General features: G+C 42.5%; 24 protein-coding genes, 1 riboswitch and 1 other annotated feature. Of the genes, 13 read left to right on the plus strand and 11 right to left on the minus strand.

The genetic code is table 11. The annotated features are described in order from the left end of the window. Positions 1 to 42 precede the first annotated feature (42 nt). The 5 genes from cmoA (at position 43) to Q8W40_RS01415 (ending at position 5,180) form a co-directional block, all read left to right on the plus strand. Positions 43 to 771: a carboxy-S-adenosyl-L-methionine synthase CmoA gene (gene cmoA / locus Q8W40_RS01395; RefSeq protein ID WP_305395560.1), complete on the plus strand. Its 729-nt coding sequence runs from the start codon at positions 43 to 45 to the stop codon at positions 769 to 771. Positions 772 to 817: 46 nt separating this feature from the next. Continuing rightward, the gene (cmoB, locus tag Q8W40_RS01400; RefSeq protein ID WP_305395561.1) at positions 818 to 1,789 is read left to right on the plus strand and encodes a tRNA 5-methoxyuridine(34)/uridine 5-oxyacetic acid(34) synthase CmoB; all 972 of its coding nucleotides are present in this window, start codon (positions 818 to 820) and stop codon (positions 1,787 to 1,789) included. Between the two features lie 149 nt (positions 1,790 to 1,938). Further along, positions 1,939 to 2,685 (plus strand): ATP-dependent zinc protease family protein, encoded by a 747-nt coding sequence (locus tag Q8W40_RS01405; protein ID WP_305395562.1) that lies wholly within the window; start codon positions 1,939 to 1,941, stop codon positions 2,683 to 2,685. A 19-nt stretch (positions 2,686 to 2,704) separates the two neighbouring features. Continuing rightward, the gene (locus Q8W40_RS01410; protein ID WP_305395563.1) at positions 2,705 to 4,213 is read left to right on the plus strand and encodes an inactive transglutaminase family protein; all 1,509 of its coding nucleotides are present in this window, start codon (positions 2,705 to 2,707) and stop codon (positions 4,211 to 4,213) included. 4 nt (positions 4,214 to 4,217) lie between these two features. Next, complete coding sequence (locus Q8W40_RS01415; protein WP_305395564.1) at positions 4,218 to 5,180, plus strand: alpha-L-glutamate ligase-like protein; 963 nt, start codon at positions 4,218 to 4,220, stop codon at positions 5,178 to 5,180. A gap of 157 nt (positions 5,181 to 5,337) precedes the next feature. Here the strand turns inward: Q8W40_RS01415 and Q8W40_RS01420 are convergent, their stop codons facing one another. Together Q8W40_RS01420 and cysS are read right to left on the minus strand one after the other, a co-directional pair. Continuing rightward, positions 5,338 to 5,916, minus strand: a complete 579-nt coding sequence (locus tag Q8W40_RS01420; RefSeq protein ID WP_305395565.1) for a thymidine kinase — start codon at positions 5,914 to 5,916, stop codon at positions 5,338 to 5,340. A gap of 65 nt (positions 5,917 to 5,981) precedes the next feature. Continuing rightward, complete coding sequence (gene cysS, locus Q8W40_RS01425; protein ID WP_305395566.1) at positions 5,982 to 7,370, minus strand: cysteine--tRNA ligase; 1,389 nt, start codon at positions 7,368 to 7,370, stop codon at positions 5,982 to 5,984. A gap of 220 nt (positions 7,371 to 7,590) precedes the next feature. Between cysS and Q8W40_RS01430 the strand changes: the two genes are divergently transcribed. From Q8W40_RS01430 to Q8W40_RS01445, 4 genes are all read left to right on the plus strand, one after another. Next, the gene (locus tag Q8W40_RS01430; protein ID WP_104399385.1) at positions 7,591 to 8,085 is read left to right on the plus strand and encodes a peptidylprolyl isomerase; all 495 of its coding nucleotides are present in this window, start codon (positions 7,591 to 7,593) and stop codon (positions 8,083 to 8,085) included. Between the two features lie 38 nt (positions 8,086 to 8,123). Next, on the plus strand, positions 8,124 to 8,858 hold the full coding sequence (gene lpxH / locus Q8W40_RS01435; RefSeq protein WP_305395567.1) for a UDP-2,3-diacylglucosamine diphosphatase: 735 nt from the start codon (positions 8,124 to 8,126) through the stop codon (positions 8,856 to 8,858). A 107-nt stretch (positions 8,859 to 8,965) separates the two neighbouring features. Continuing rightward, entirely contained in the window at positions 8,966 to 10,177 is a 1,212-nt protein-coding gene (locus Q8W40_RS01440) for an EAL and HDOD domain-containing protein (protein WP_305395568.1), read from the plus strand. A gap of 121 nt (positions 10,178 to 10,298) precedes the next feature. Beyond that, entirely contained in the window at positions 10,299 to 10,805 is a 507-nt protein-coding gene (locus Q8W40_RS01445; protein ID WP_305395852.1) for a YchJ family protein, read from the plus strand. A gap of 81 nt (positions 10,806 to 10,886) precedes the next feature. Here Q8W40_RS01445 and hisIE read toward each other — a convergent pair whose 3' ends face one another. Genes hisIE through hisG form a run of 8 tightly spaced genes read right to left on the minus strand, consistent with a single transcriptional unit; the run spans position 10,887 to position 17,990 of the window. Further along, positions 10,887 to 11,522, minus strand: a complete 636-nt coding sequence (hisIE, locus tag Q8W40_RS01450) for a bifunctional phosphoribosyl-AMP cyclohydrolase/phosphoribosyl-ATP diphosphatase HisIE (protein ID WP_104399381.1) — start codon at positions 11,520 to 11,522, stop codon at positions 10,887 to 10,889. Beyond that, positions 11,519 to 12,292, minus strand: coding sequence for an imidazole glycerol phosphate synthase subunit HisF (hisF, locus tag Q8W40_RS01455; protein WP_305395569.1), 774 nt, complete (start codon positions 12,290 to 12,292; stop codon positions 11,519 to 11,521). Before hisF ends, hisIE begins: the two co-directional genes overlap by 4 nt. Further along, positions 12,274 to 13,011 (minus strand): 1-(5-phosphoribosyl)-5-[(5-phosphoribosylamino)methylideneamino]imidazole-4-carboxamide isomerase, encoded by a 738-nt coding sequence (gene hisA, locus Q8W40_RS01460; protein ID WP_305395570.1) that lies wholly within the window; start codon positions 13,009 to 13,011, stop codon positions 12,274 to 12,276. The genes hisF and hisA overlap by 19 nt, the downstream gene beginning before the upstream one ends. Positions 13,012 to 13,022: 11 nt before the next feature. Beyond that, a complete protein-coding gene (gene hisH / locus Q8W40_RS01465; protein WP_305395571.1) occupies positions 13,023 to 13,637 on the minus strand; it encodes an imidazole glycerol phosphate synthase subunit HisH in 615 nt (204 codons plus the stop codon). A 13-nt stretch (positions 13,638 to 13,650) separates the two neighbouring features. Next, positions 13,651 to 14,724, minus strand: a complete 1,074-nt coding sequence (hisB, locus tag Q8W40_RS01470) for a bifunctional histidinol-phosphatase/imidazoleglycerol-phosphate dehydratase HisB (protein ID WP_305395572.1) — start codon at positions 14,722 to 14,724, stop codon at positions 13,651 to 13,653. 14 nt (positions 14,725 to 14,738) lie between these two features. Next, positions 14,739 to 15,791, minus strand: a complete 1,053-nt coding sequence (gene hisC, locus Q8W40_RS01475; RefSeq protein WP_305395573.1) for a histidinol-phosphate transaminase — start codon at positions 15,789 to 15,791, stop codon at positions 14,739 to 14,741. Further along, entirely contained in the window at positions 15,791 to 17,089 is a 1,299-nt protein-coding gene (gene hisD, locus Q8W40_RS01480) for a histidinol dehydrogenase (RefSeq protein ID WP_305395574.1), read from the minus strand. Before hisD ends, hisC begins: the two co-directional genes overlap by 1 nt. A gap of 4 nt (positions 17,090 to 17,093) precedes the next feature. Then, complete coding sequence (gene hisG / locus Q8W40_RS01485; RefSeq protein WP_305395575.1) at positions 17,094 to 17,990, minus strand: ATP phosphoribosyltransferase; 897 nt, start codon at positions 17,988 to 17,990, stop codon at positions 17,094 to 17,096. A 56-nt stretch (positions 17,991 to 18,046) separates the two neighbouring features. After that, positions 18,047 to 18,179 (minus strand) — a sequence feature (His leader region). 256 nt (positions 18,180 to 18,435) lie between these two features. Here hisG and Q8W40_RS01490 point away from each other — a divergent pair. Next, entirely contained in the window at positions 18,436 to 18,900 is a 465-nt protein-coding gene (locus Q8W40_RS01490) for a hypothetical protein (protein ID WP_305395576.1), read from the plus strand. 73 nt (positions 18,901 to 18,973) lie between these two features. Here Q8W40_RS01490 and Q8W40_RS01495 read toward each other — a convergent pair whose 3' ends face one another. Next, entirely contained in the window at positions 18,974 to 20,602 is a 1,629-nt protein-coding gene (locus tag Q8W40_RS01495; protein WP_305395577.1) for a Na+/H+ antiporter NhaC family protein, read from the minus strand. Between the two features lie 98 nt (positions 20,603 to 20,700). Further along, positions 20,701 to 20,884, minus strand: a riboswitch (Lysine riboswitch). Positions 20,885 to 21,207: 323 nt separating this feature from the next. Between Q8W40_RS01495 and Q8W40_RS01500 the strand changes: the two genes are divergently transcribed. The 3 genes from Q8W40_RS01500 (at position 21,208) to Q8W40_RS01510 (ending at position 24,056) form a co-directional block, all read left to right on the plus strand. After that, entirely contained in the window at positions 21,208 to 21,612 is a 405-nt protein-coding gene (locus Q8W40_RS01500; RefSeq protein ID WP_305395578.1) for an H-NS family histone-like protein, read from the plus strand. 365 nt (positions 21,613 to 21,977) lie between these two features. Continuing rightward, a complete protein-coding gene (gene imuA, locus Q8W40_RS01505) occupies positions 21,978 to 22,652 on the plus strand; it encodes a translesion DNA synthesis-associated protein ImuA (protein WP_305395579.1) in 675 nt (224 codons plus the stop codon). Between the two features lie 3 nt (positions 22,653 to 22,655). Continuing rightward, a complete protein-coding gene (locus Q8W40_RS01510) occupies positions 22,656 to 24,056 on the plus strand; it encodes a Y-family DNA polymerase (protein WP_305395580.1) in 1,401 nt (466 codons plus the stop codon). Positions 24,057 to 24,058: the final 2 nt, after the last annotated feature.

Raw genomic sequence — 24,058 nt, forward strand, 5'->3', positions numbered from 1 at the left:
CTGAGTTCAGGTCGCGTTTTTGTCTACGATTACGAGTTTGCTATGAGCCATAAAGACACCATCTTTTCCACCCCTATTGAAAAGATTGGAGATTTTACTTTCGATGCGAATGTTGCTGAAGTTTTCCCTGATATGATCCAACGATCCGTTCCAGGTTACAGCAACATCATCTCTGCTATTGGCATGCTCGCTGAACGTTTTGTCACACCTAATTCCAATATTTATGATTTAGGCTGTTCTTTAGGCGCTGCAACGCTCTCTATGCGACGCCACATAAAACAAGACGGTTGCAAAATTATTGCTGTCGATAACTCGCAAGCCATGGTGGAGCGGTGCAAATTGCATGTGAACGCCTACCGCTCTGAAACGCCAGTTGAGGTCATTGAAGCAGACATACGTAACATTGAAATCAACAACGCCTCTGTTGTCGTATTGAATTTTACACTTCAGTTTTTATCCCCCGAAGATCGCTTAATTTTGCTTGAAAAGATACACGCAGGGTTAAAACCCGGCGGCATCCTAATTTTGTCTGAAAAGTATGTCTTTGAAAGCGAATCAGCAAATGAACTCTTGATTGATCTGCACCACGACTTTAAGCGCGCTAATGGCTACAGCGAACTAGAAATAAGCCAAAAACGCAGTGCCATTGAAAATGTCATGCGCCCAGATTCCATACAAGCACATAAAGAGCGATTCGAAAGAATTGGATTTTCGAGTTATGAAGTGTGGTTCCAATGCTTCAACTTCGGCTCTATGTTCGCAGTTAAATAGCGAACGCTCTTTACCCTTTTATATTGAAAATTTTAACGACGATACCATGTTCAATTTTGCTAATTTTTACCAACTTATTGCTCAAGACACTCGCCTTCAACCATGGTTGAACATCCTGCCTCAGCAGCTTACAGACTGGCAAAATGCAGAGCATGGCGATTTCGAGCGCTGGCTTAAAGCGCTGAATAAGATTCAGGAAGGCAAACCGGACAATATCGACTTAAGAGATTCGGTAACATTATCTAATAATGCTCCCTTAGCTTCCGGCGAGTTAAAAAAACTAGAAAATCTGCTAAAGACTTTTCACCCGTGGCGTAAAGGACCATACAACCTCCATGACATCCACATCGATACAGAGTGGCGAAGTGATTGGAAATGGGATCGCGTACTTCCACATATCTCCCCTTTAAAAGATCGCTCGGTTTTAGATGTTGGCTGCGGTAATGGCTACCACATGTGGCGTATGTTGGGCGAAGGAGCAAGGCTGTGTGTGGGCATTGACCCCTCGCATCTATTTTTAGTTCAGTTTGAAGCCGTAAGAAAACTGATGGGTGGTGACCAACGTGCCCACTTGTTACCTCTTGGCATTGAGCAACTGCCTGAGTTGCAAGCATTTGACACAGTATTCAGCATGGGGGTTTTATACCACCGCCGCTCTCCCCTAGATCACATCATCCAACTGAAAAACCAATTGGTCTCTGGTGGCGAGCTTATTTTGGAAACCTTGGTTATTGAAGGTGATGAAAACGCGGTATTAGTACCCGTCGATCGGTATGCTCAAATGCGGAATGTGTACTTTTTCCCATCAGCTAAAGCACTGAAAGTTTGGTTGGAAAAATGCGGATTTGAAGATGTTCGTATCGTTGATGAAAATGTCACATCAACGGGTGAACAACGCACAACAGGCTGGATGACACACAACTCGCTACCTGACTATCTCGACCCCGCTGATCCAAGCAAAACCATAGAAGGCTACCCTGCGCCAAGGCGCGCCATTCTGGTTGCAAAGAACCCTTAACTTTCAAAATTTTGTGGTTTGGGGTAAAGATCTCAAAAAAGCTCAGTAAGCTCTGACAACAGATTAACATTAGGATGCTTCACGCATCCTTTTTTATAATATACACTTTGTCTCACTTCCCGCTTTTAACCCGCAAAAATAGGTCAATAATGCTTAAGAAGGTTGCCGCCTTAGCTGTTATTACAGCGCTTTCCGGATGTTCGCTGATCGATGGCGATAAATACAGTCAGTCTACACAAGCTGCCATCCAACAATCTGAAACAAACCTGACCAATCAGCTTCACTCTTATTCTGCCCAAATTGACAAACAAAATGATCAAATTAATTACTTGAGTATAGAGCTGTCCAATTTAAACAACGAAGTAGCCAAACTCAGACAAGATCAAGCTGCTCAGTTCAAAAAGCTAAAAGCTAAAAAAACGACTAGCGAACCGCCAAAGCAGGCACAACCCGTAATCGAACCCTCTCAAACCATTGTTCTCGGTGGCATTGAGAAAGTTAAAGTTGACACGATCAAACAGCAGTTTGATGCACGTGTTGATACTGGAGCCGCTACATCTTCCATCAATGCCGTCGACATTCAAGAATTCGAACGTAATGGTAAAACATGGATTAAGTTCCATATCAGCGATGATAAAACGGCAAAAGAAGATCAGCTTTGGATTGAGTCCCCTGTCATCCGCTATGCCAAAATTCGACAATCCACCAGCGAAGAAACAGAACGTAGACCCGTGGTAGAACTTTGGGTACAAGTTGGGAAAATACATGAAAAAGCACAATTCACATTGGCTGACCGTTCTCAAATGAGCCATCCAATACTGTTAGGTCGTGAATTTATTCAAGACATCGCGCTTGTTGATGTCAGCAAATCTTATCTGCAATCTGAAACCAAATAATCGTTAAGGAACGAGTACCATGACGTCTAAAGTGCCTTTTTACCTTGCGGTCGCCTTTCTAATAATTGCAGGGATTGCACTCAGTATTCTTCGCCATACTGATTATGGCGTACCTTGGACGCCAGGCGAAACAAGGCAAGTATGGGATGTAGAAGCCCGTGTCGAATTCACCGCAAACGGTGAATCTGTAAAAGCTTCTCTTGCCGCACCAGGAACGCAAAGCGGTTTTACATTGATCAACGAAAGCACGTCGTCTCCCGGCTATGGTGTCGCTTATGTGAATACTGACACGGGCCGTAGGGCGGAATGGAGCATTCGAAACGCAGCAGGACCGCAAGTTATATACTACAAAGCGCAATTTTTGGTTGATGAGCAAGCAAAAGTAGCGGTGGTTCCTCCAGCAGATAAAGCCATTGAAAAACCCATTTTTGATGGTCCACAAGATGCAGCCGCCCAGTCTCTACTTCAGCAAGCAACAAATCGCAGCGCCGATAACGCAACATTAACTCGTGAGTTGATCAAACAGCTTAATGACAGTGATAACCAAAACGCAGCTTTGTTGTTAAATGCAAAAGACGCAGTGAGTACTACTTCAAAATTACTTAGCTACGCTGATATTCCCAATAAAGTTGTCGGTGTCATCCAACTTGAAGATGGACGCCGCCGCCAGAACATCATTCCGATGATTGAGGTTTGGGATGGCGAAAGCTGGGAACTTTTCGATACCAATACCGGTGTTCAAGGAAAGCAAAGCCACTGGCTTGTGTGGGACGATTCCAATATCTCGCTCCTTGACTTGATTGGCGGTAAGAACAGCCAAGTACTGTTTTCGATGATTGCTCAAGAGGTCACACCGCAGCAAGCAACCATTAAAAAAGTAGAAGCTGACAGCTTGCTGAATTTCTCCATTCACAGTTTGCCTATTGCTGAGCAATCGATGTTTAAAACCATCATGCTCATTCCAATTGGGGCGTTGATTGTTGTATTTCTGCGGGTCATTGTGGGTTTGAAAACGTCTGGAACATTTATGCCTGTGCTCATCGCAGTCGCGTTTGTACAGACTCAGCTCTTAACGGGTATCGTCGGTTTCTTATTGATTGTTGGTACAGGTTTGGTAATACGTGGGTATCTATCGAAACTCAACCTTCTATTGGTCGCACGAATCTCCGCCGTCATTATCACGGTTATCTTAATCATTTCTATCTTTACCATTGTCTCTTTCAATATCGGCTTAAATGAAGGGCTGACCATTACCTTCTTCCCGATGATTATTCTTTCTTGGACAATCGAAAGAATGTCGATTCTTTGGGAAGAAGAAGGCGGTAAGGAGGTATTTATCCAAGGTGGTGGTTCTCTCCTCACTGCGGTATTGGTTTACCTAGCGATGACCAACCCATTTGTTCAGCACCTGACGTTCAACTTTATTGGGCTTCAGCTCATTGTTCTTGCTCTGATTTTGTTACTCGGTACCTACACAGGTTACCGCTTAACCGAACTTAGACGCTTTAAGCCACTAGCAGAGGACTAAAGCCATGTGGAGTAAGTTCACCTCACCCTTCAAGCTGAAAAGCAAAGGGATTATGGGCATGAATCAACGAAATCATAGCTACATTGGGCGATATAACGATCGCTCAAAGTACCCATTAGTTGACGATAAACTAAAGACGAAAATCATCGCTGAACGTGCTGGAGCAACGGTACCCAAGTTGATTGGTGTTATTAGCCATCAAGCGGAAGTAAAGACGATTCACAATATGGTGGAAGACTGGCCTGGGTTTGTGATTAAGCCAGCTCAAGGCAGTGGAGGTAAAGGTATATTGGTTGTCACTTCCCACAAAGATGGGGAGTACATTAAGCCATCGGGTTCAGCCATCAATAAAGAAGACGTAGAACGCCACGTGAGTAACGCACTCGCGGGTTTGTTTTCTCTTGGCGGCAAGAATGATGTCGCGGTCGTGGAAAACCTAATTAAATTTGACGATTGCTTTGAAGGTTTCAGTTACGAAGGCGTGCCCGATGTTCGTATTATAGTGTTCAAAGGCTATCCTGTGATGGCAATGATGCGATTATCAACATCCGATTCAGACGGAAAAGCAAACTTGCACCAAGGTGCAGTAGGCGTGGGCATCGATATTGCCACAGGCAAAGCAATTCGAGCGGTGCAGTTTGATCAGCCCATTAAAGCTCACCCAGATACTGGAAAAGATCTCTCTATGCTGCAAGTCCCTCATTGGGAGCGCTTACTGGTGTTGGCATCCAGTGCGTGGGAAATGACAGGGCTGGGTTATATGGGCACCGATATGGTGCTGGACAGAGAAGAAGGCCCTATGGTTTTGGAGCTAAACGCTAGACCGGGCTTGGCAATACAGATTGCCAACGGTTGTGGCTTGCTACCAAGGCTTAGACATATAGAAAGCCTTGGTGAACCAGCCGAATACCCTAAGCCAGCGGAAAGGGTCGCCTATGCCGCTAAGACATTCGGTTCGCAAAGCTAAAGGTTAGCCTTTTACATAGGTAATCTTGTAGATGGTTAACCTTATAAATGATTAACCTTATAAATAGTTAACCTGTATTGGAACAGCTAACTGGCAGTATCCCATAACGTAAAAGAGCACCTTTCTGGTGCTCTTTTTGCCTGTGTCTGTTGCGCTCTTATTTGCCTAATGCTTCTTTATAGTGCTTTCGACAAACAGAAACATATCGATCGTTTCCACCAATATCCACTTGATCGCCTTCAGCGATGGCGTTGCCTTGCTCGTCCGTTCGAATCACCATGTTGGCTTTTCTTCCACAATGACAAATAGTTTTCAGTTCTACCAGTTTATCTGCCCATGAAAGCAAATAGCGGCTTCCTTCGAAAAGCTCACCAAGAAAATCGGTTCGCAAGCCATAACATAAAACCGGGATGCCTAACTTATCGACGACTTCTGTCAGCTGATACACTTGATCACGGGAAAGAAACTGACACTCATCAATCAAAATACAATGGCGTTTCTCTTCTGCATTGTGATTTGATATTTCTGCGTAGAGATCGGTTTTCTCATTAAACAATTGAGCTTCCGATTGCAGACCAATTCTGGAACTGACTTTACCCATGCCGTAACGATCATCAAGTGCCGCAGTGTAAATCAAAGGATTCATACCACGCTCTTGATAATTAAATGAAGATTGAAGAAGAGTTGTCGATTTACCCGCGTTCATCGCCGAGTAATAGAAATACATTTGAGCCACAGAATGCTTCCAAGAATCTAAATCAGAAAAAAGGGCTGAAATCTCAGCCCTTTATAAAGTCGTTATTACTTACGACGCCAGATTGTCCCTTCAGGACCATCTTCAAGTACGATACCCATTTCGGTTAGCTTGTCGCGCGCCATATCCGCGTTTGCCCAATCTTTCGCAGCACGAGAGTCGTTACGCAGTTTGATCAGTGCTTCAATTTCAGTAACTTCGTCATCATTACCCGCCGCTGCACCACCTTGCAAGAATGCCTCTGGTTCTTGGTGAAGAATACCAATCACATCCGCTAATTCGCGCAGTAATGCACCCAATGCAGACGCTTTTTCTAGATCTTCACCTTTAAGGCGGTTTACTTCACGTGCCATATCAAACAGCACTGAATAAGCTTCAGGTGTATTGAAATCGTCGTTCATAGACTCTGTAAAGCGAGTTACATACTCTTCACCACCTGCTGGAGACGCGGTTAAATCCAAGCCACGAAGAGAGGTGTATAAACGCTCTAGCGAAGCACGAGCTTGATTTAGGTTTTCTTCGCTGTAGTTGAGTTGGCTGCGATAATGACCAGACATCAAGAAGTAGCGAACCGTTTCCGCATCGTAATGCGTCAAAACATCGCGAATCGTGAAGAAGTTGCCTAGTGACTTAGACATTTTCTCGCGGTCTACCATCACCATACCACTGTGCATCCAAGTATTGACGTACTGAGTATCGTGAGCACAGCATGACTGCGCAATTTCATTTTCATGGTGTGGGAATTGCAAATCTGAGCCACCACCATGAATATCAAAATGGTCGCCTAGAATAGAAGAGTTCATTGCAGAACATTCGATGTGCCAGCCCGGACGACCCGGCCCCCAAGGTGATTCCCAAGTTGGTTCACCTGGTTTGGACATTTTCCACAGTACAAAATCGAGTGGGCTGCGTTTTGCTAACTCAACGTCAACTCGAGCACCTGCTTGAAGTTGGTCCAAATCCTGACGAGAAAGCTTCCCGTATTCATCGTATTTCTTCACTTCAAACATCACATCACCGTTGTCGGCAACGTAAGCAAAACCGCGTTCAATTAAGGTTTCAACTAAAGCAATGATTTCTTGAATAAACTGTGTCGCCCTTGGCTCTACATCTGGGCGTTTCATATTCAATGCATCGAAATCGGCGTGCATATCACCGATTAAGCGCTCAGTTAACGCATCACATGTCTCGCCATTCTCTGCTGCTCGCTTGATAATTTTATCATCAATGTCGGTGATGTTTCGAACAAACGTCAAATCATAGCCAAGGTAGCGAAGATAACGTGAAACAACATCAAAAGAAACGAACGTACGACCATGCCCGATATGACAAAGATCATAGATAGTTACTCCACAAACGTACATGCCAACTTTGCCAGCATGAATGGGTTTGAATTCCTCTTTTTGTCGTGTGAGTGAGTTGAATATCTTTAACATGATCTCTATTTATCAATTGGTGGGTTTTAGGACGCATGAGTATAACAAGACAGCTGAAGTTAAGTAATAGCTCAGTTTCAGAAATCGTCTCTGAAAATGTTATTTCGTTCCAATCGAACAACTTTTACTCATGGTGCACTCCTAAGGGTATCGCTTGTGTAAATTTGAAGTTACGCTAGAATTCTGTATCCATTCCCATTAATTTTTAAAGGAAGTAATCATGATCACCCTTCACACAAACTTTGGTGACATCAAGATCCAACTAAATGATGAAAAAGCACCAGAAACAAGTGCTAACTTTTTACAGTACTGCCGTGATGGTTTTTATGACAACACTCTTTTCCACCGTGTAATTGATGGATTCATGGTCCAAGGCGGTGGTATGACTTCTGGTCTGCGTGAGAAAGATTCTCGTGCTCCAATCAAAAACGAAGCGAACAATGGTTTGAGCAACAAAGTGGGTACACTTGCTATGGCTCGTACTATGGAACCGCATTCGGCAAGCTCTCAGTTCTTCATCAACGTGAACGACAATACATTCCTTGATTTTAAATCTGAAAGCCTAGATGGTTGGGGTTACTGTGTATTTGCTGAAGTTGTCGAAGGTATGGACGTAGTAAACAAAATTAAAGATGTTGCTACAGGTTCAATGGGAATGCATCAAGATGTTCCTCTTGAAGAAGTGCTTATCACTGGCACAACTATCGAAGAATAATCAATCAAGGGAGCTTTTCGCTCCCTTTTCTAAGGCTTATGACCACTCTTTTTATTTCTGATCTACATTTATCTCCTGCCCATCCTGAAATCACAGAAGGTTTCTTTCACTTCCTTGAACATCACGCAACAAAAGCTGAAAAGCTTTATGTATTAGGTGACCTGTTCGATTTTTGGATAGGTGATGATGATAATTCTCCGTTTAGTCGCTCAATTATAAATGCTTTCAAGTCACTCACTGATTCTGGCGTGCGCTGTTATTTCATTCACGGAAATCGCGACTTTCTGATCAGCGACCGTTTCAGTAAAGAGAGCGGTGTTGAGCTTTTGCCGGAAGAAACAAAAATAGACCTTTACGGCACTCCCACCCTCCTTCTTCATGGTGATACATTGTGCCTTGATGATATTAAATATCAGGAATTTAGGAAAAAAGTACACCAACAATGGCTACAAAAATTGTTTTTGTGTGTTCCCCTTTTTCTGCGAAAAAAAATTGTCAAAAATGTTCAAGATAAAACCCGAACCGACAAGAAAGAAAAAGCTCTGGATATCATGGATGTCACTAAATCTGAAGTAGAACGTGTCATGAATTCGCATAACGTTCTGTTGATGATTCATGGTCACACTCATAGACCAAGTGAGCACAATGTTAAGCTCACAAGTTCCCATGGACAAAGGGTTGTATTAGGGGACTGGTACAAGGAAGGCTACGCGTTAGCCTACGATGAATCCGGAGTGAAACGAATTACCTTCCCACTTAACCCGATAAAATAGCCGTCTAACGTAACACTGTGTAACAGGCTATTGAGCTAAATATAGATAATTTTTTCCGTCTGATTATTATACAGCGCCATTCCAATAATTAGACGTGAGTAATACCATTGAAGTACTCTTATGTTGCACGACAACCCATATTTGACCTCGATCTCCAAACTATGGGCTATGAGTTATTATTTCGTGATGGTCCTAAAAACACGTTTCCAGATATCGAACCGGAACTCGCAACCAAGCGATTATTTAGCGATCAGTTTTTGAGCCCAAATCAAAACAATCTGGGCTCCAAAAAAGGGTTTGTTAATTTCCCTTATGAAAGCTTGATCAACCAAATTCCAGCTCTCTTTCCACGTAGCTCTATCATTATTGAAGTATTGGAAGACTGTGAACCGACGGACGAGCTTTATAAAGCGCTCAAAGACTTATACTTACTTGGCTATAAGATAGCTTTAGATGATTTTATTCCAAGCCCTGAATGGAAGCGCTTTCTACCATTAATTTGTATTATTAAATTTGATATTCGCACTGTTCCAATCAATAAAGCGGCCTACTTCATTTCAAAACTTAAGAACTCAAAAATTCAATTTTTAGCAGAAAAAGTAGAGACTTATGACGAGTTCCTGCATGCTAAAGACGTAGGGTTTACGTTATTCCAAGGTTACTTTTTTGCAAAGCCTGAAATGATACAGCATCGCGCTATTGAACCTTCACTGTTAACTGTTGTTCAGTTGTGTAAAGAAATCTCTAGCGACCAAATCAACTACGACGAAATTGAACGCTTAGTCGCAACGGATGTCTCTCTCTCGTACAAGCTTTTACGGTATGTAAACTCCTCTTCTAGTGTTTCGAATGAGATTAAATCTTTCAAACAAGCACTGGTTTATTTAGGTGAAGACAAACTGAGAAAATTCATCTCTTTGGTTGCCGTTTCAAATACCAATGAAGGGAAGCCCAACACGCTCTATACCTTATCGATAACGAGAGCAAGATTCTGCGAATTGGTGGCATCCCACTATCAAGGTGACGTGGATAAAAGCCTCGCATTTTTAACCGGTATGCTGTCTTTGCTTGATTCTTTATTGGATCAATCTATGGAAGAAATACTCCGCTCTATACCAGTTGATCAAAAAGTTAAAGATGCCCTATTAAACCAAAGTGGTGTCTTGGGTGATATTTATACACTGGTTAAAGCGTTTGAACGTGCCGATTGGAAAACGGCAGTAAGCAAGCGAACTGAACTGAATTTAAGTGAAAACTGTGTGGCTGATTGTTATCGAGAGGCGATTAGCTGGTCTCAAGAATTAATGGATGTAGATTAACGTTTGCCACTATCTACCTTTCATTTTTAAAGCGTGGTAGCCTCCTAGCTAAAATAAACTGCAGGCTAAATTGAAGATGCACTTCGGTTTAGCTTACTACGCTCTATCTGGTAGAAGTGCTATGTCTAATTGCCCATGTGGAAACTCTCGTTCTTATCAAGATTGCTGTGAAATCGTTCACTTAAATCACGCAGCTGCCACCCAACCTGAAATGTTGATGCGTGCTCGCTACAGTGCACACGTTAAAGGGTTGGTGGATTTCGTTGTTGATACTTATCATCCATCACAAAATGCCGATGAACAAAGAGAAGGGATTGCTAATTCGGTAGAAAGTGACTGGTGCAAACTGGAAGTGATTAACACCGAAAGCGGAAGCCATACTGACGAAGGTTACGTCGAATTTAAAGCTTACTTCAATGAAGATAACCAACAATACTGTTTAGGTGAACGCTCTCGATTCCTTCGTGAAAATGGCATGTGGTATTACGTCGACGGGGCTTTTCCAGAAGAGGAAACCCAGCCATCTGAAGATCCTAGACTGACTCAGCCCATTAAAAACCTTAAAGTTGGACGAAACGACCCATGTGTTTGTGGAAGTGGCAAGAAATTTAAGAAATGCTGTGGCTAGCTGATACGACGCAAAAAGGTGAAACCAAGAAGAGAAAGAAGCCTCTGACATAGAGGCTTCTAAAAAAGAAAGATTAGAATACTATTTATGACGCTCTTTCAGTTTATTGATGACGTCGTTCATAGATAGACCTTGGTCTTGCAATAACACCAACAAGTGGTATATCAAATCCGCAGACTCACAGACTAACTCCGCCTTGTCGCCCGACGTCGCCGCAAGCGCAACTTCAACCCCTTCTTCGCCCACTTTTTGCGAAATACGCTTGGTGCCACGGGCGTATAAGCTGGCAGTATAGGAAGAATCTGGATCGGCGTTCTTGCGGGCAGCCAATAGCTGCTCAAGCTGATGAAGCCACACCATTTGTGACTCTTCTTGAGGATCACCATCCCAACACGTCGTAGTGCCTTTATGGCAAGTAGGTCCGACAGGGTCGACCTTTACAAGTAACGTATCGTTATCGCAATCTAATGAGATATTTTTTAATGCTAGGACGTTGCCCGACGTTTCACCTTTGGTCCACAGTCGTTCTTTCGTTCTAGAGAAAAAAGTCACCTGACCCGTTTCACCTGTTTTCGCTAGCGCATCTTGATTCATGTAACCCATCATTAAGACTTGGCTAGACTGAAAGTCTTGCACTATGGCTGGAACCAAACCATCCACTTTGTCCCAATTGATGCGCTCAGACAGTGCATTTACTTCAGCTGATTCAAAACTCATAATCGCACCTCTACGCCTTCTTTCTTCAAATACTTTTTCAGTTCACCAATATTGATGACCTGTTTGTGAAATACCGATGCTGCGAGAGCTCCATCCACATTTGTCGCTTGATATGCCTCGGCAAAGTGTTCCATAGCGCCCGCCCCACCAGAAGCGATCAATGGTACATTGCAGACTTCTCGAACCATGTTCAATTGCTCGATGTCGTATCCATTTCTCACACCATCTTGATTCATCATGTTCAAGACGATTTCGCCAGCGCCGCGTTTTTGCACTTCTTGAACCCAATCTCGGGTTTCCCATTGCGTCGCTTTTGTACGGGCTTCATCACCTGTGAATTGATAAACCTGATATTTACCTGTTTCTTTATTAAAGTAGGAATCAATACCGACGACGATACACTGAACACCAAACTTATCGGCAAGCTCAGTTATAAGGGAAGGGTTTGCTAAAGCAGGAGAGTTAATGGACACTTTGTCTGCGCCAAACTCTAGGATTCGGGCTGCGTCTTCTGCTGATTTAATGCCGCCAGCTACACAAAAAGGAATATCGATAACTTCTGCTACGCGCGCGACCCAACTTTTATCGACCACACGACCATCACTCGATGCCGTAATATCATAAAACACTAATTCGTCGGCGCCCTCTTGAGCGTATCTTTGTGCAAGAGGAACGATATCACCAATGATCTCATGATTGCGGAACTGAACCCCTTTTACCACCTGACCATCTCGAACATCAAGGCACGGAATTATTCGCTTTGCCAGCATGCAAATGCCTCCTCTGCTGTAAATTTACCGTCTAATAAAGCACGTCCAACAATCACACCAGCAACTCCACTACCTTTTAAGGCTTCAACATCTGCTAGTGACCCGATACCACCGGACGATTGAAACTGAACTTGTGGGTATTGTTTACATAGGTCCACATAAAGCTCTACATTCGAGCCAGCCAATGTCCCATCACGAGAAATATCAGTACAAAGCACATGCGTTAAACCGACAGTTAAATAATCATCGATAAGCGCTTCAATAGTGACGCCGGAATCTTCTTGCCAACCGGAAATAGCGACTTTGCGCACGCCGTTTTCGTCAATATTAATATCGAGTGCTAGAACGATTTTCTCTGCACCGTATTTCTCCATCCAACCTTTTACCAGTTCAGGTTGTTTTACCGCAGTAGAACCAACCACCACTCGTTGGGCTCCGGCTTCCAGTAAGTCGACCACATCTTGTTCGCTTCTTACTCCACCGCCAATTTGAATGTTTGCTGGGGTACTTGCCAGCAGCTTGGCGATCAAATCAAGCTGGCGTGCCGATGTATCTTTTGCGCCAGTCAGGTCGACCAAATGCAGCCAATCAGCGCCAGCTTGATGGTATAAATTAAATTGCTCAGCTGGGTCTACTTTGTATTCGGTTACTTGACCGTAATCCCCTTGATACAGGCGAACTACCTGACCTTCAATTAAATCGAGAGCTGGAATAATCACTTATAATTCCCTTATAAATTCAGAAAGTTTTCAATGAGCTTAGAGCCGGCTTGAGAAGAACGTTCTGGGTGAAATTGCACACCATAATAGTTACCACTTTGTACTGCTGCGGTGAACGGGTTTCCATAATCACAGTTGGCGATCGTGTAGTCACCCACTGGCATAGCAAAGCTGTGCACAAAATAGAAATACTCACCTTCCTCAATACCTTTGAACAACGGGTGCCCTGCTTTCGCTGAAACTGTATTCCACCCCATATGTGGTAAAGGTAACTCGCCCGTTTCCATCAAATTGACTTCACCGTCACACAGCCCAAGGCATTCCACCAACTCATTCGCCTTCTGCCCTTTCTCTTGTGAGACTTTTCCTAGCAGTTGCATACCCAAACAAATACCAAGTAGCGGCTTCTCAACCTTCTTAACGAGATCAATCAGATCTCGCTCTCGAAGGTTTTTCATGGCTTCACTTGCGGTTCCGACACCAGGCAAAAACAACTTGTCCGCTGCGAGTACCACCTCAGGATCTTTGGAAATGGTGACTTTATAACCTAGGCGTTCAATAGCAAACTTCACAGAGGACACATTGGCGCATCCAGTATCAATTATGACGACTCTTTGTTCTGTCACGTGTCTTTCCCCTTTAAAGCATGCCCTTGCTGCTTGGTAATTCGTTGCCTTCTACTTTAATGGCTTGGCGAAGTGTGCGACCAAACGATTTGAATAGGCTTTCTACAATATGGTGGTCGTTTTCACCAGTAGAAGATAGGTGCAAGGTACAAGCCATAGAATCCGCTATAGAACGGAAAAAGTGTTCCGCCATTTCCGTTGAAAAGTCGCCAACCATTTCACGGCTAAATTTTGCATCGAAGACGAGGTAAGCTCTGCCCGACAAATCCAGCGCACACTGCGCCAAGCATTCATCCATTGGCAAACTAAAGCCGAAACGACCAATACCACGCTTATCACCTAACGCTTCTTTTAATGCTTGCCCTAACGCCAGCGCTGTATCTTCAATGGTGTGGTGATCATCGATGTGCAGGTCACCGTCCACACTGCATTTAATTTGGAATCCGCCGTGTGTCGCGATTTGATCCAACATGTGATCAAAAAAGCCCAAACCTGTTTTGATGTCATTCCCACCTTGCTCATCAAGGTTAACGTTTACCTTGATGTCGGTTTCTTTGGTTGTACGAACCACTTCAGAAACACGAGCTTTTACGGTCAGATCTTTAACAATCTGCTTCCAGCCCATGGTTTCTGGGTGGTATTGAATGCCACGAATTGCCATATTTTGGGCCATTTGCACATCCGTAATGCGATCACCAATCACGGCTGAGTGTTGAAAATCAATCTTTCCGCCTTGAAGGTACTCTCTTACCAGACCTAACCTAGGTTTACGGCAATCACTGTTGTCTTCTTCGAAGTAAGGGCTAATAAGCACTTCATCAAAAATAACGCCTTGTGATGAAAAAATATCCATCATCATGTTATGAGGACCATCAAAATCAGCCTGTGGGAAGCTATCGGTCCCCAGTCCATCCTGATTGGTTACCATAACTAATCGGTAGCCTGCATCCTGAAGTGCTAATAGACTCGGAATGACAAAAGGCTCCAGTTTAAGCTTGTCTAAACGGTCAACCTGAAAATCTTCTGGTGGCTCTACGATTAAAGTGCCATCACGATCAATAAATAGAATTTTTTGTTGCTTGCTCACTACGATTTCCTTTCTTAAGCGACATTTTTAGCTAACTGATTGCGAATAAAAGCGACAACTTTTTCACATTCATCACGATTTCCTACGCTAATGCGTACGCAGTTTTCAATGGGAGAGTTTCGCAGAATGATTCCGCTGTCCCATGCAGCTTGGAATATTGCATCGCCATCTTCAAATTTTACTAATAAGTAGTTGCCCCACCCTTCAAAAACTTCAACCCCTTCCAGCATACTGAGACCCACTTGAAGATAGGCACGGTTTGCATTCAGATCTAACGATTGGAATTTCATTCTGGCTAATCCTGCTTCAGAAAGCGCTTGAACGGCAATCTCCGAAACTGGAACTGGCACTGGATAGGGTGCAATGACTTTCAATAGGACATTGATCAGCTCTTCATTTGCCAATGTGAATCCGCAGCGAAGTCCTGCCAGTGCAAAAGCTTTAGAAAGCGTTCGTAAAATAGCTAGGTTAGGATACTGCGCTAGAAGATTAGAGGTTGAGGCTTCTGGACAGAAATCGATATACGCTTCATCCATTACGACAATGGCGCGATCTTTTGTCATTTCAAGCAAGGAAACAATGTCCTCGCGTTTGACTAAATTCCCAGTTGGGTTGTTAGGACTGCATACAAAAACCAGCTTTACGTTTGCTAGGTTTTCTTCAATTCCCTTCAGATCCAACTGCCAATCTTGTGTCAATGGCACTGTTTTTCGCTCGACACCAATGGTTTCTGCACTAATGGCATACATGCCATAGGTTGGTGGGCAGTAGAGAATGGCATCTTCATTGGGTTCACAAAAAGCACGAATCAATAATTCGATACCTTCATCGGCACCACGTGATGTTAGTGTTTGCTCCGGCTTAACCCCTGCATAAGCAGCATACGCTTCAATGAGATCTCTCGGCTGACATTCGCTATAGCGATTCAGACGGGCAAAGTCTGTTTTGTATTCATTGTTAAAAGGCGATTCGTTTGCATTGAGCCAAACATCCCCTGTACCACCAATTTTACGGGCAGAAAGATAAGGGGTCAGCGCTTGAACCTGTTTACGAGCCAACTTTTCCATCACGACTCTCCCTCTTGTAGCTTTTCTATACGAATAGTGACAGCACGCTTGTGTGCATCCAACCCTTCAGCTTCCGCCATCGTGACAACAGTTGGAGCCAAAACTTTCAGACCATCTGATGTTAACTCTTGCACCGTCATACGCTTTGAAAAATCAGCTAAACCAAGGCTTGAGTAAGTACGAGTGTACCCGTATGTCGGAAGCACGTGGTTGGTGCCTGAAGCATAATCGCCTGCTGATTCTGGTGACCAATCTCCAAGGAAAATTGAGCCTGCATTATCTAGAAGTGGGAGCAGTTCACGTGGGTTTTTCGTTTGAACAATCAGGTGTTCAGGGCTATAAAAGTTAGAAATGGAGACACATTGCGTTAGAGATTCAGCGATAACAATCAAGCTTGAACCTAATGCTTGCTCTGCGATTTCAGCACGAGAAAGCTCTTTTAACTGACGTTGAACAGCGTCCGTGACTTTGTCTGCAATAACGGGAGAAGGGGTAACCAAAACCACTTGTGAATCTGGTCCGTGCTCGGCTTGGCTCAGTAAATCGGCAGCGATGAAATCCGGTTCTGCGGTGTCATCGGCGATAACAAGAACTTCTGACGGACCTGCTGGCATGTCGATAGCCGCACCACGAAAATCGTTGCTTACCTGACGCTTTGCTTCTGTTACGTACGCATTACCGGGGCCGAAAATCTTGTCCACTTTACTTACAGAATCAGTACCATATGCCATCGCGGCGATCGCTTGACCGCCTCCCACATTATATACCTCATCGATATCGCACAGCTGTGCGACATAAAGTATTTCGTCAGCAATCGGAGGTGGCGAACACAATACGACTTTACGGCATCCAGCAATTTTAGCTGGTACGCCTAACATAAGCACAGTTGAGGGCAACGGAGCGCTGCCACCCGGAATGTATAGCCCGACGGTATTAATTGGGCGAGTCACTTGTTCACAAACCACCCCTGGTTGAGTTTCGACTTTAATCGGCTGGGGCTTTTGTGCTTTGTGGAACATTGAGATATTGGCATACGCTTGCTCTAGCGCTTGTTTCATCTCACTTGAAAGACGTTCTGAAGCTGCCTGAATATCCTGCTTAGATACTCGAACTGAATCTGGAGTGACACCATCAAATTTTTCAGTCAATTCGATAAGCGCTGTATCACCGCCTGTTCGCACTTTCTTAATAACATCAGAAACAGCGGCGGTAATATTCGCCCCTTCCGTTATGGCAGGGCGCTCTAGAACAGCGTCTTGTTGCTGTTCACTTAATGATTGCCAAACTACGGTTCTCATCCCATTACTCCATCATTTTTTCAATTGGCAGTACCAAAATTGAGCTGGCGCCAAGCTCTTTCAATTGTTCCATGGTTTCCCAGAACAGGTTTTCAGTGCTAACAAGATGTACAGCAACGCGGTTTTGCTCAGCAGACAGTGGAAGCACTGTTGGATCTTCAGCTCCTGGAAGTAAAGCTTTGACTTGTTCTAACTTATCCGTTGGGGCATGTAGCATGATGTACTTAGATTCTTTGGCTTGTAAAACGCCTTGCATGCGAGTCAACAGCTTTTCAATCAGAGCTTTTTTGTCTGCATCGAACTCACCTTTACGTTGAATCAAAGTCGCCTTAGATTTAAAGATAACTTCCGCTTCTTTAAGACCATTTGCTTCAAGCGTTGCACCTGTTGAGACGAGATCAGCAATAGCGTCAGCAAGCCCTGCTCTCGGTGCAACTTCAACAGAACCAGTCAGTACACAAGCACTGAACTCAACACCTTGTTCATCCATGTAGCTTTTAAGTAGTTGAGGATACGTTGTTGCAATACGTTTACCTGCAAGGTCTTGGGGACCTTTATATTCTTCATCTTTATCGATAGCGATGGACAAACGGCAGCCACCAAAATCTAAACGACGAAGCGGAACGAATTCGCAAGGCTCCCCTAGTGCTTTTCTGTCTAAACGCACCTCTTCCAATTCATTTTCGCCAATGAAGCCTAAGTCGACCACACCGTCCATGATAAGCCCAGGAATATCGTCGTCTCGCACAAGCAGAAGATCGATAGGCATGTTTTCAGAGTGAACGACAAGTCTCTCCCCCATGATATTGAACTTAGCGCCACATTTTTTAAGTAGATCTAGACACTCTTTACTCAAGCGTCCTTTTTTTTGAATAGCAATTCTTAGGCGTTGTGTTTGCATTACGATGTCCCTATGCGAAATTTAGTGAATATTTAATATTTTATAAGTCGTTAAAAATGAAAAAACCCTCGGGAGTTTTCTCTCCCGAGGGTTTAAATCTGTATTTTCTGATTCAACCACCGAGAGTTCTGAGCCTCTCGGGTATGCGTAAACCTCCCGAAAGACTAGTCAGGATGATGATGGTGATGAATGTTCATTACACTTTTACGCATATTTAGTTTCTCCTTGAGTTAACTCCACACTAACTAAGCTCAATTGGATTTGCAAGACTCTATTCGAAAAAAATTGTCTTCTCGGTAATTACACTTTTTCTGCTTGTCCTTAGAAGCTGTTAAACAAATGCATCAAGTTGGTAATTAAATGCGATTTTCTTGTATTGCCCAACAATAAAACACCATTCAAAATATTCACGACAATATTATTACCTCTACCTAAGGATACAAACGTGATGAACAAATTAAAGGTGTTGATGACTGCAAGCGCTTCTATCTTATTAGCAGGCTGTACATCCGATACTACTGCTTCTCATAATGCTGGTTACCCTGAACCACCTTCTTGGGATTTCCCTTATGTTACTGAAGCCGCATATGAAATTTCGCCACATAGCCTCGAAGGTCGTCCTTTTAACAATGATGGACTGGCTTATACCCATGAGGAACTGGAAGCTCTACCAGTAAAAAACATGACCCCCGAACAACTTCAAAATTACGCAGATGTGGTAACCCATGCCTTTCCTGATGCGACTTATCAATCTGTCCCTGAAAATTGTGAAGATATCCCAGCAGAAAGTTTAAATGAAACGTCTTTAGCTAATGTGGCATATATTTCAATGCAAGCAGTAGAGAAAGCAACGAGAGATTCAGCGAAAAACTGTCTCGCGACATTACAGAAGATGTATAGAAAAGAGTAAATAGAAGAAGAGTGGATAGAGAAAGAGCAGGTTTTCACCTGCTCTTTTGATTAGGCTCTATTGGACTTAATAATTAAGCCTTAGCTGGGCTTTGTTTGCGTTTTGAAATGACACTTAAAGCACCACATACCACAGCAAATGTCACACTCGCGGCTGCGAATGAGAATAAAATGGATGACGTCATTCCTAGAACGACAAATCCAACACAAGATACTAGTGCAACGGATAGTGCATAAGGCAATTGCGTTGCAACGTGATCAATATGATTACAACGAGCCCCCGTCGAAGATAGAATCGTCGTATCAGAAATTGGAGAACAATGGTCTCCGAATACAGAGCCAGCTAAAACGGCACTCAGCATAGGAAGCATCAACGCTAAGTCTGTCGCACCAGCCATATCACCAGCGATAGGCAACATGATGCCAAATGTTCCCCAAGAAGTTCCCGTCGAGAATGCCATCAAGCCAGATAGCAAGAATAGGATAACAGGTAGCCAATGAACACTGATGTTGCCTTGTACTAACGAAGACAAGTAAGTTCCCGTTTTTAAGTCACCTATTACTGAACCAATTGTCCATGCAAAAAACAAAATTAATATAGCACCAAACATTGAACCAGCACCGATCCATAAAGTTCGAGCAATTTGAGATAATTCAATTTTCTGGCGAAAGACAGTAATAAGTGCTGTCACTAAACCAATTAGACCACCATAGCATAAAGATGCACCCACATCTGTATTCTCAAACGCACCTAACAGATCAAATTCTTTATCTGATTCGGTGAGTGATTCCGCTCCGGTATATAGCATAAAAAATATTGTCGCTAGAATTAAAGCAACAATTGGCATAATTAGATCGGCAACTCTGCCCTTTTCACTTTCGCTAATATCAAGGTCTTCACTTAACTCACTACTGGATTGATTATTTGTATCATCAAATCCCACTCCTTGAGAGGCTTCAATTTCTTTTTTACGCATCGGTCCAACGTCTAGTTGGAACCACACCACAGCAAAGACCATCAGCAGTGCAAATACCGCATAAAAATTCATTGGAACCATATTGACGTAAGCACTAAGCGCAGAAGAATAATCCGTCAACCCGTGAGTGACTAAAATCCCGCCAATAATAGTCATTATATAAGCGCCCCAGCTAGATGCTGGCATTAACACGCACATCGGAGCTGCAGTGGAGTCTAGAATATAAGCAAGTTTAGAACGTGATACATAAAAACGATCAGTGACTGGGCGAGATATCGCTCCTACGGCTAGGCTATTAAAGTAATCATCAACAAAAATAAAAACACCTAAAAACGCGGCAAGTAATTTTGAACCACGTTTACTTTTCACGCGGCTTTGTGCCCATTCAGCAAATGCACGAGTGCCACCAGACAATGTAAGTAAAGCTGTCATCATTCCTAATAATAAAAGAAACGCAACAATACTCATATTCCAGCTATTAAGGCTGCTCTCTTCTACTTTTACACCATCAACAGTAACTTCATTAGTTTCAATAACTACTCCATATACTTTATCCCATATATATTTAATGGAATCAGCAATCGAATAGTCAGTGATCAGTAGACCACCAAGCAAAATGCCCATACCTAATGAGACAAGAACTCGACGAGTAATAATAGCCAACCCTAGAGCAACAAGCGGTGGCAACAATGAAAGGGGGGACGATGCAAAATCTAATAAATTCATGATCTTCAGAAACCAATATTTGGTTAGAGATCTACTGTAGACGGTATTATATATACCTTAAGTTGAACAAGCGAAAGGGAAGTGAACACTTCACCCAACCCCACAGTAGCGCTCCATAGTTTAACAACAATATAGACTATGGCAGTGTTATACCTATTCGGATATAACCCCAGCATTGAAGAATGATGACTTTCAATACTTCGGCAATAACGCCTTTCTGTTTCCCTCTTAGGTATCACCCTCTTGAAACATACTGATCATTACTGCGCCTCTACCTTAAGCACTGGATTGATTAAAAATCCACCACTTAAATCAGGTTTGAGTCATTCTACGGATGCAAAAGCTTTTTGCAACATATAATTTCAAGTTTTAACTAACCTGATGAAACTTTCGACTAGATTGTGCGTCTATATGCCTTACACTTACACTTTTCTGACATTTAGCGTATTAAATATTGACGTATTCTATTCTGCTAAATAAGTAATTAAATATATTTTTAGAAATGTGTATTTGATTTTCGATATATTTGAAATAAAATTATATTGTATTCTCGCCTTACACTGTTATTATTGTGTACGTTTACTAAAATAAGAATGGGACTGAACATGTCAGATATTGCAAAAACCCTGCTTAATATTCGCAGTCTACGAGCATTTGCTCGTGATCTACCGCTTGAGCACTTGGAAGAAGCGCTAGATAAATTAACTACCGTTGTTGATGAACGTCGTGAAGTCGAAGCTGCAGAATTAGAAGAAAAAGCTGAACGCGAAGCTAAATTAGCTGAATACGCAAATATGATTGCTAAAGATGGTATTGATGTAGATGACCTTATTGCGGCGTTATCTGGAGAAACAAAATCTAAAGCGAAGAAAAAGCGCGATCCTCGCCCAGCTAAATACAAATACACTGTTGATGGCGTAGAAAAGACTTGGACAGGTCAAGGTCGTACTCCTTCTGCAATTCAAGCTCACTTGGATTCAGGTAAAGCTTTGGATGATTTCCTAATCTAGCTTTCAATTTGTTACAAAAATTATTGCAGCACTGGGCATGTCCCTTGATTCTATACACCAGTGTTTCATATATTGAGCCGAAATTTATATAAATTTCGGCTTTTTTAATGCCACTATTTGCATTACATCGATTATCTTCAAACTGCATATATTTATATTATTGATAACCATTCAAGCTATTTCATTTAAAATATATTCATCTAAGCTCATTTCATTATCATCCCTTTTGAAGAAAACACCCAAGTCATACATTTATGATTTATTTGTACTTTCTTCTTCTACCAGCTCAGTAATGCAGAAAGTTCTTGCCGCTCCCTTTTGAATGCATATACTATAATACTGTACATACATACAGGCTTGTAATAATGCATGAGATAATAAAGACACTAAAGCATAAAAACTTACTCTGGAACGGGGTAAACACATCACATCATGCAGATGCTATCTCTTCAGGCTATACCGAGCTAGATAACAAATTAGGAGGTGGCTTTCCAAGTAAAGGGGTTATCGAAATAAATACTGTTACTGGTATCGGTGAGCTACGATTGCTAGATGCCTTTTTAAGCAATGCTGCAGACAACAGGCTTAGAGTTTTTATTCACCCTCCTGGAAAGATATGTGGTGAGTTTTTCGTAGCACAAGGCTACAAACTTGACAGTATTGTTGTTATTTCGCCAAGGAACTACAAAGAAGCTCTATGGGCTGCCGAACAGTCATTGAAAAGTGGGGCTTGCTCTCATGTATTACTATGGCGTGATACGTTAGAAATTCATCAAGTAAAACGGTTACAAATGGCGAGTGAAAGTGGCAATTGCTCGCTTATTATCTTCAAGCCACAAAAACAAGCCTTTCCTCTACCTGTATCACTTAGTTTAAGTCTTGAGGCTCACTCAAAAGGCTTGAACATTACAATCAATAAACGAAAGGGAGGCTTAGGTAGGACAGTCTTATGCATAGACATGTCCTATAACTGGGGGGATTTAACTAGGGCTCCCACAGATAATACCGTCGTTACCTTTCCTCTTCTAAAACGAGGATAAACTATGCTGTGGCTTTACCTGAACTTTACTCACTTACAGCTAGATTCTTCATTTTGTGGCTCAGCCTATGATGGTAACCTTGCCATCATTAATAACGATCACCAAATCGTACAACTTACACCTCATGCTTATACCTCAGGATTAAAACTCGGTATGGGACTTGGAACGGCTGCATCGCTCTGCCACGATTTACAAGTTCACTCATACGATCCCCATATTGAACAAACAAAATTGCGGGAAATAGCACGGTGGCTTTACTTAATAACCTCAGACATCACGTTGTTTGAGCCAAATGGAATTCTTTTGAAAATCAGCGATATGCTTTCGTTGTATTCTAATATTGAACATTACTGGTCAATCATTCAATCTCACTTACAATCCTTTAATATACGCTATGACTATTCAACTGGTTTTTCACCATTTTCAGCACAGATACTTTCTCAACAGAAAACACATTTAATTACAGATAATAAAAAAGTCTTAAAAAAGAAACTTTATGCATTGTCTTTATCGGTTAGTGGACTGCCCCATAAAACAGTAGAAAAACTTTCCCGTGTGGGTATTGAGACTTTCGATGATCTATTAGCCATACCAATGGCTGATATTGCTAAGCGTTTTGATATAGATCTTATTAACTATATAGGAAAAGTAACGGGTAGGTTTAAGCATCCAGTTGAATTTTATCATCCACAGCAAACCTTTAAATATTCTCTCGATCTATTATATGAAATAGAAAATGTCCAATGGCTCGAAAAACCGCTAAGTAAATTACTGAAAAAATTGGAACATTTTCTTAAATTACGTGATCAAATCGCACATGAAATTGAAGTTGTTTTGTTTCTCAGGAATAAACAGAACACCAGCTTTACAATAAGCTCCGCACAAGGAGAGTATCTGGCTGTTAATTGGATAAACTTATCTAAGCTCACCTTAGAGTCTATTTCAATCAATTCTCCCGTATTGGCAATAAGCTTGAGCACTAAACGAGTTGAGCAACAAGCCAGCTTCAACGCCGACCTATTTACAAGGCAACAGGGCAAGACAACGGCACTAGAATTAATGTCAGTATTAGAAGCGAAATTAGGTAAAAATGCCGTAAGCCGACCTAGCATTACCCCAGATCCCCGACCAGAAATTGCCAATTCATACTCTTCTCCTCTCTCTGAACAACTGAGCGACCCTTTATTCAAACCCAAGCTTAGACCAAGTATTCTCCTTCCACACCCAGAAAGACTGACAGATGAAGTATCCATAGCACATGGTCCTGAAAGGGTTGCCACCGGCTGGTGGGATAATAACCCAGTGATCAGAGATTATTTTATTGCTCAAAGCCATGATGGTCGCTGGCTTTGGGTATTCAGAACACCAAAGAAACAATGGTTTCTGCACGGAAAATTCAGTTAGGA

It is taken from the genome of Vibrio penaeicida (genome assembly GCF_030689305.1).
In the GTDB taxonomy this organism is placed as follows: domain Bacteria; phylum Pseudomonadota; class Gammaproteobacteria; order Enterobacterales; family Vibrionaceae; genus Vibrio; species Vibrio penaeicida_B.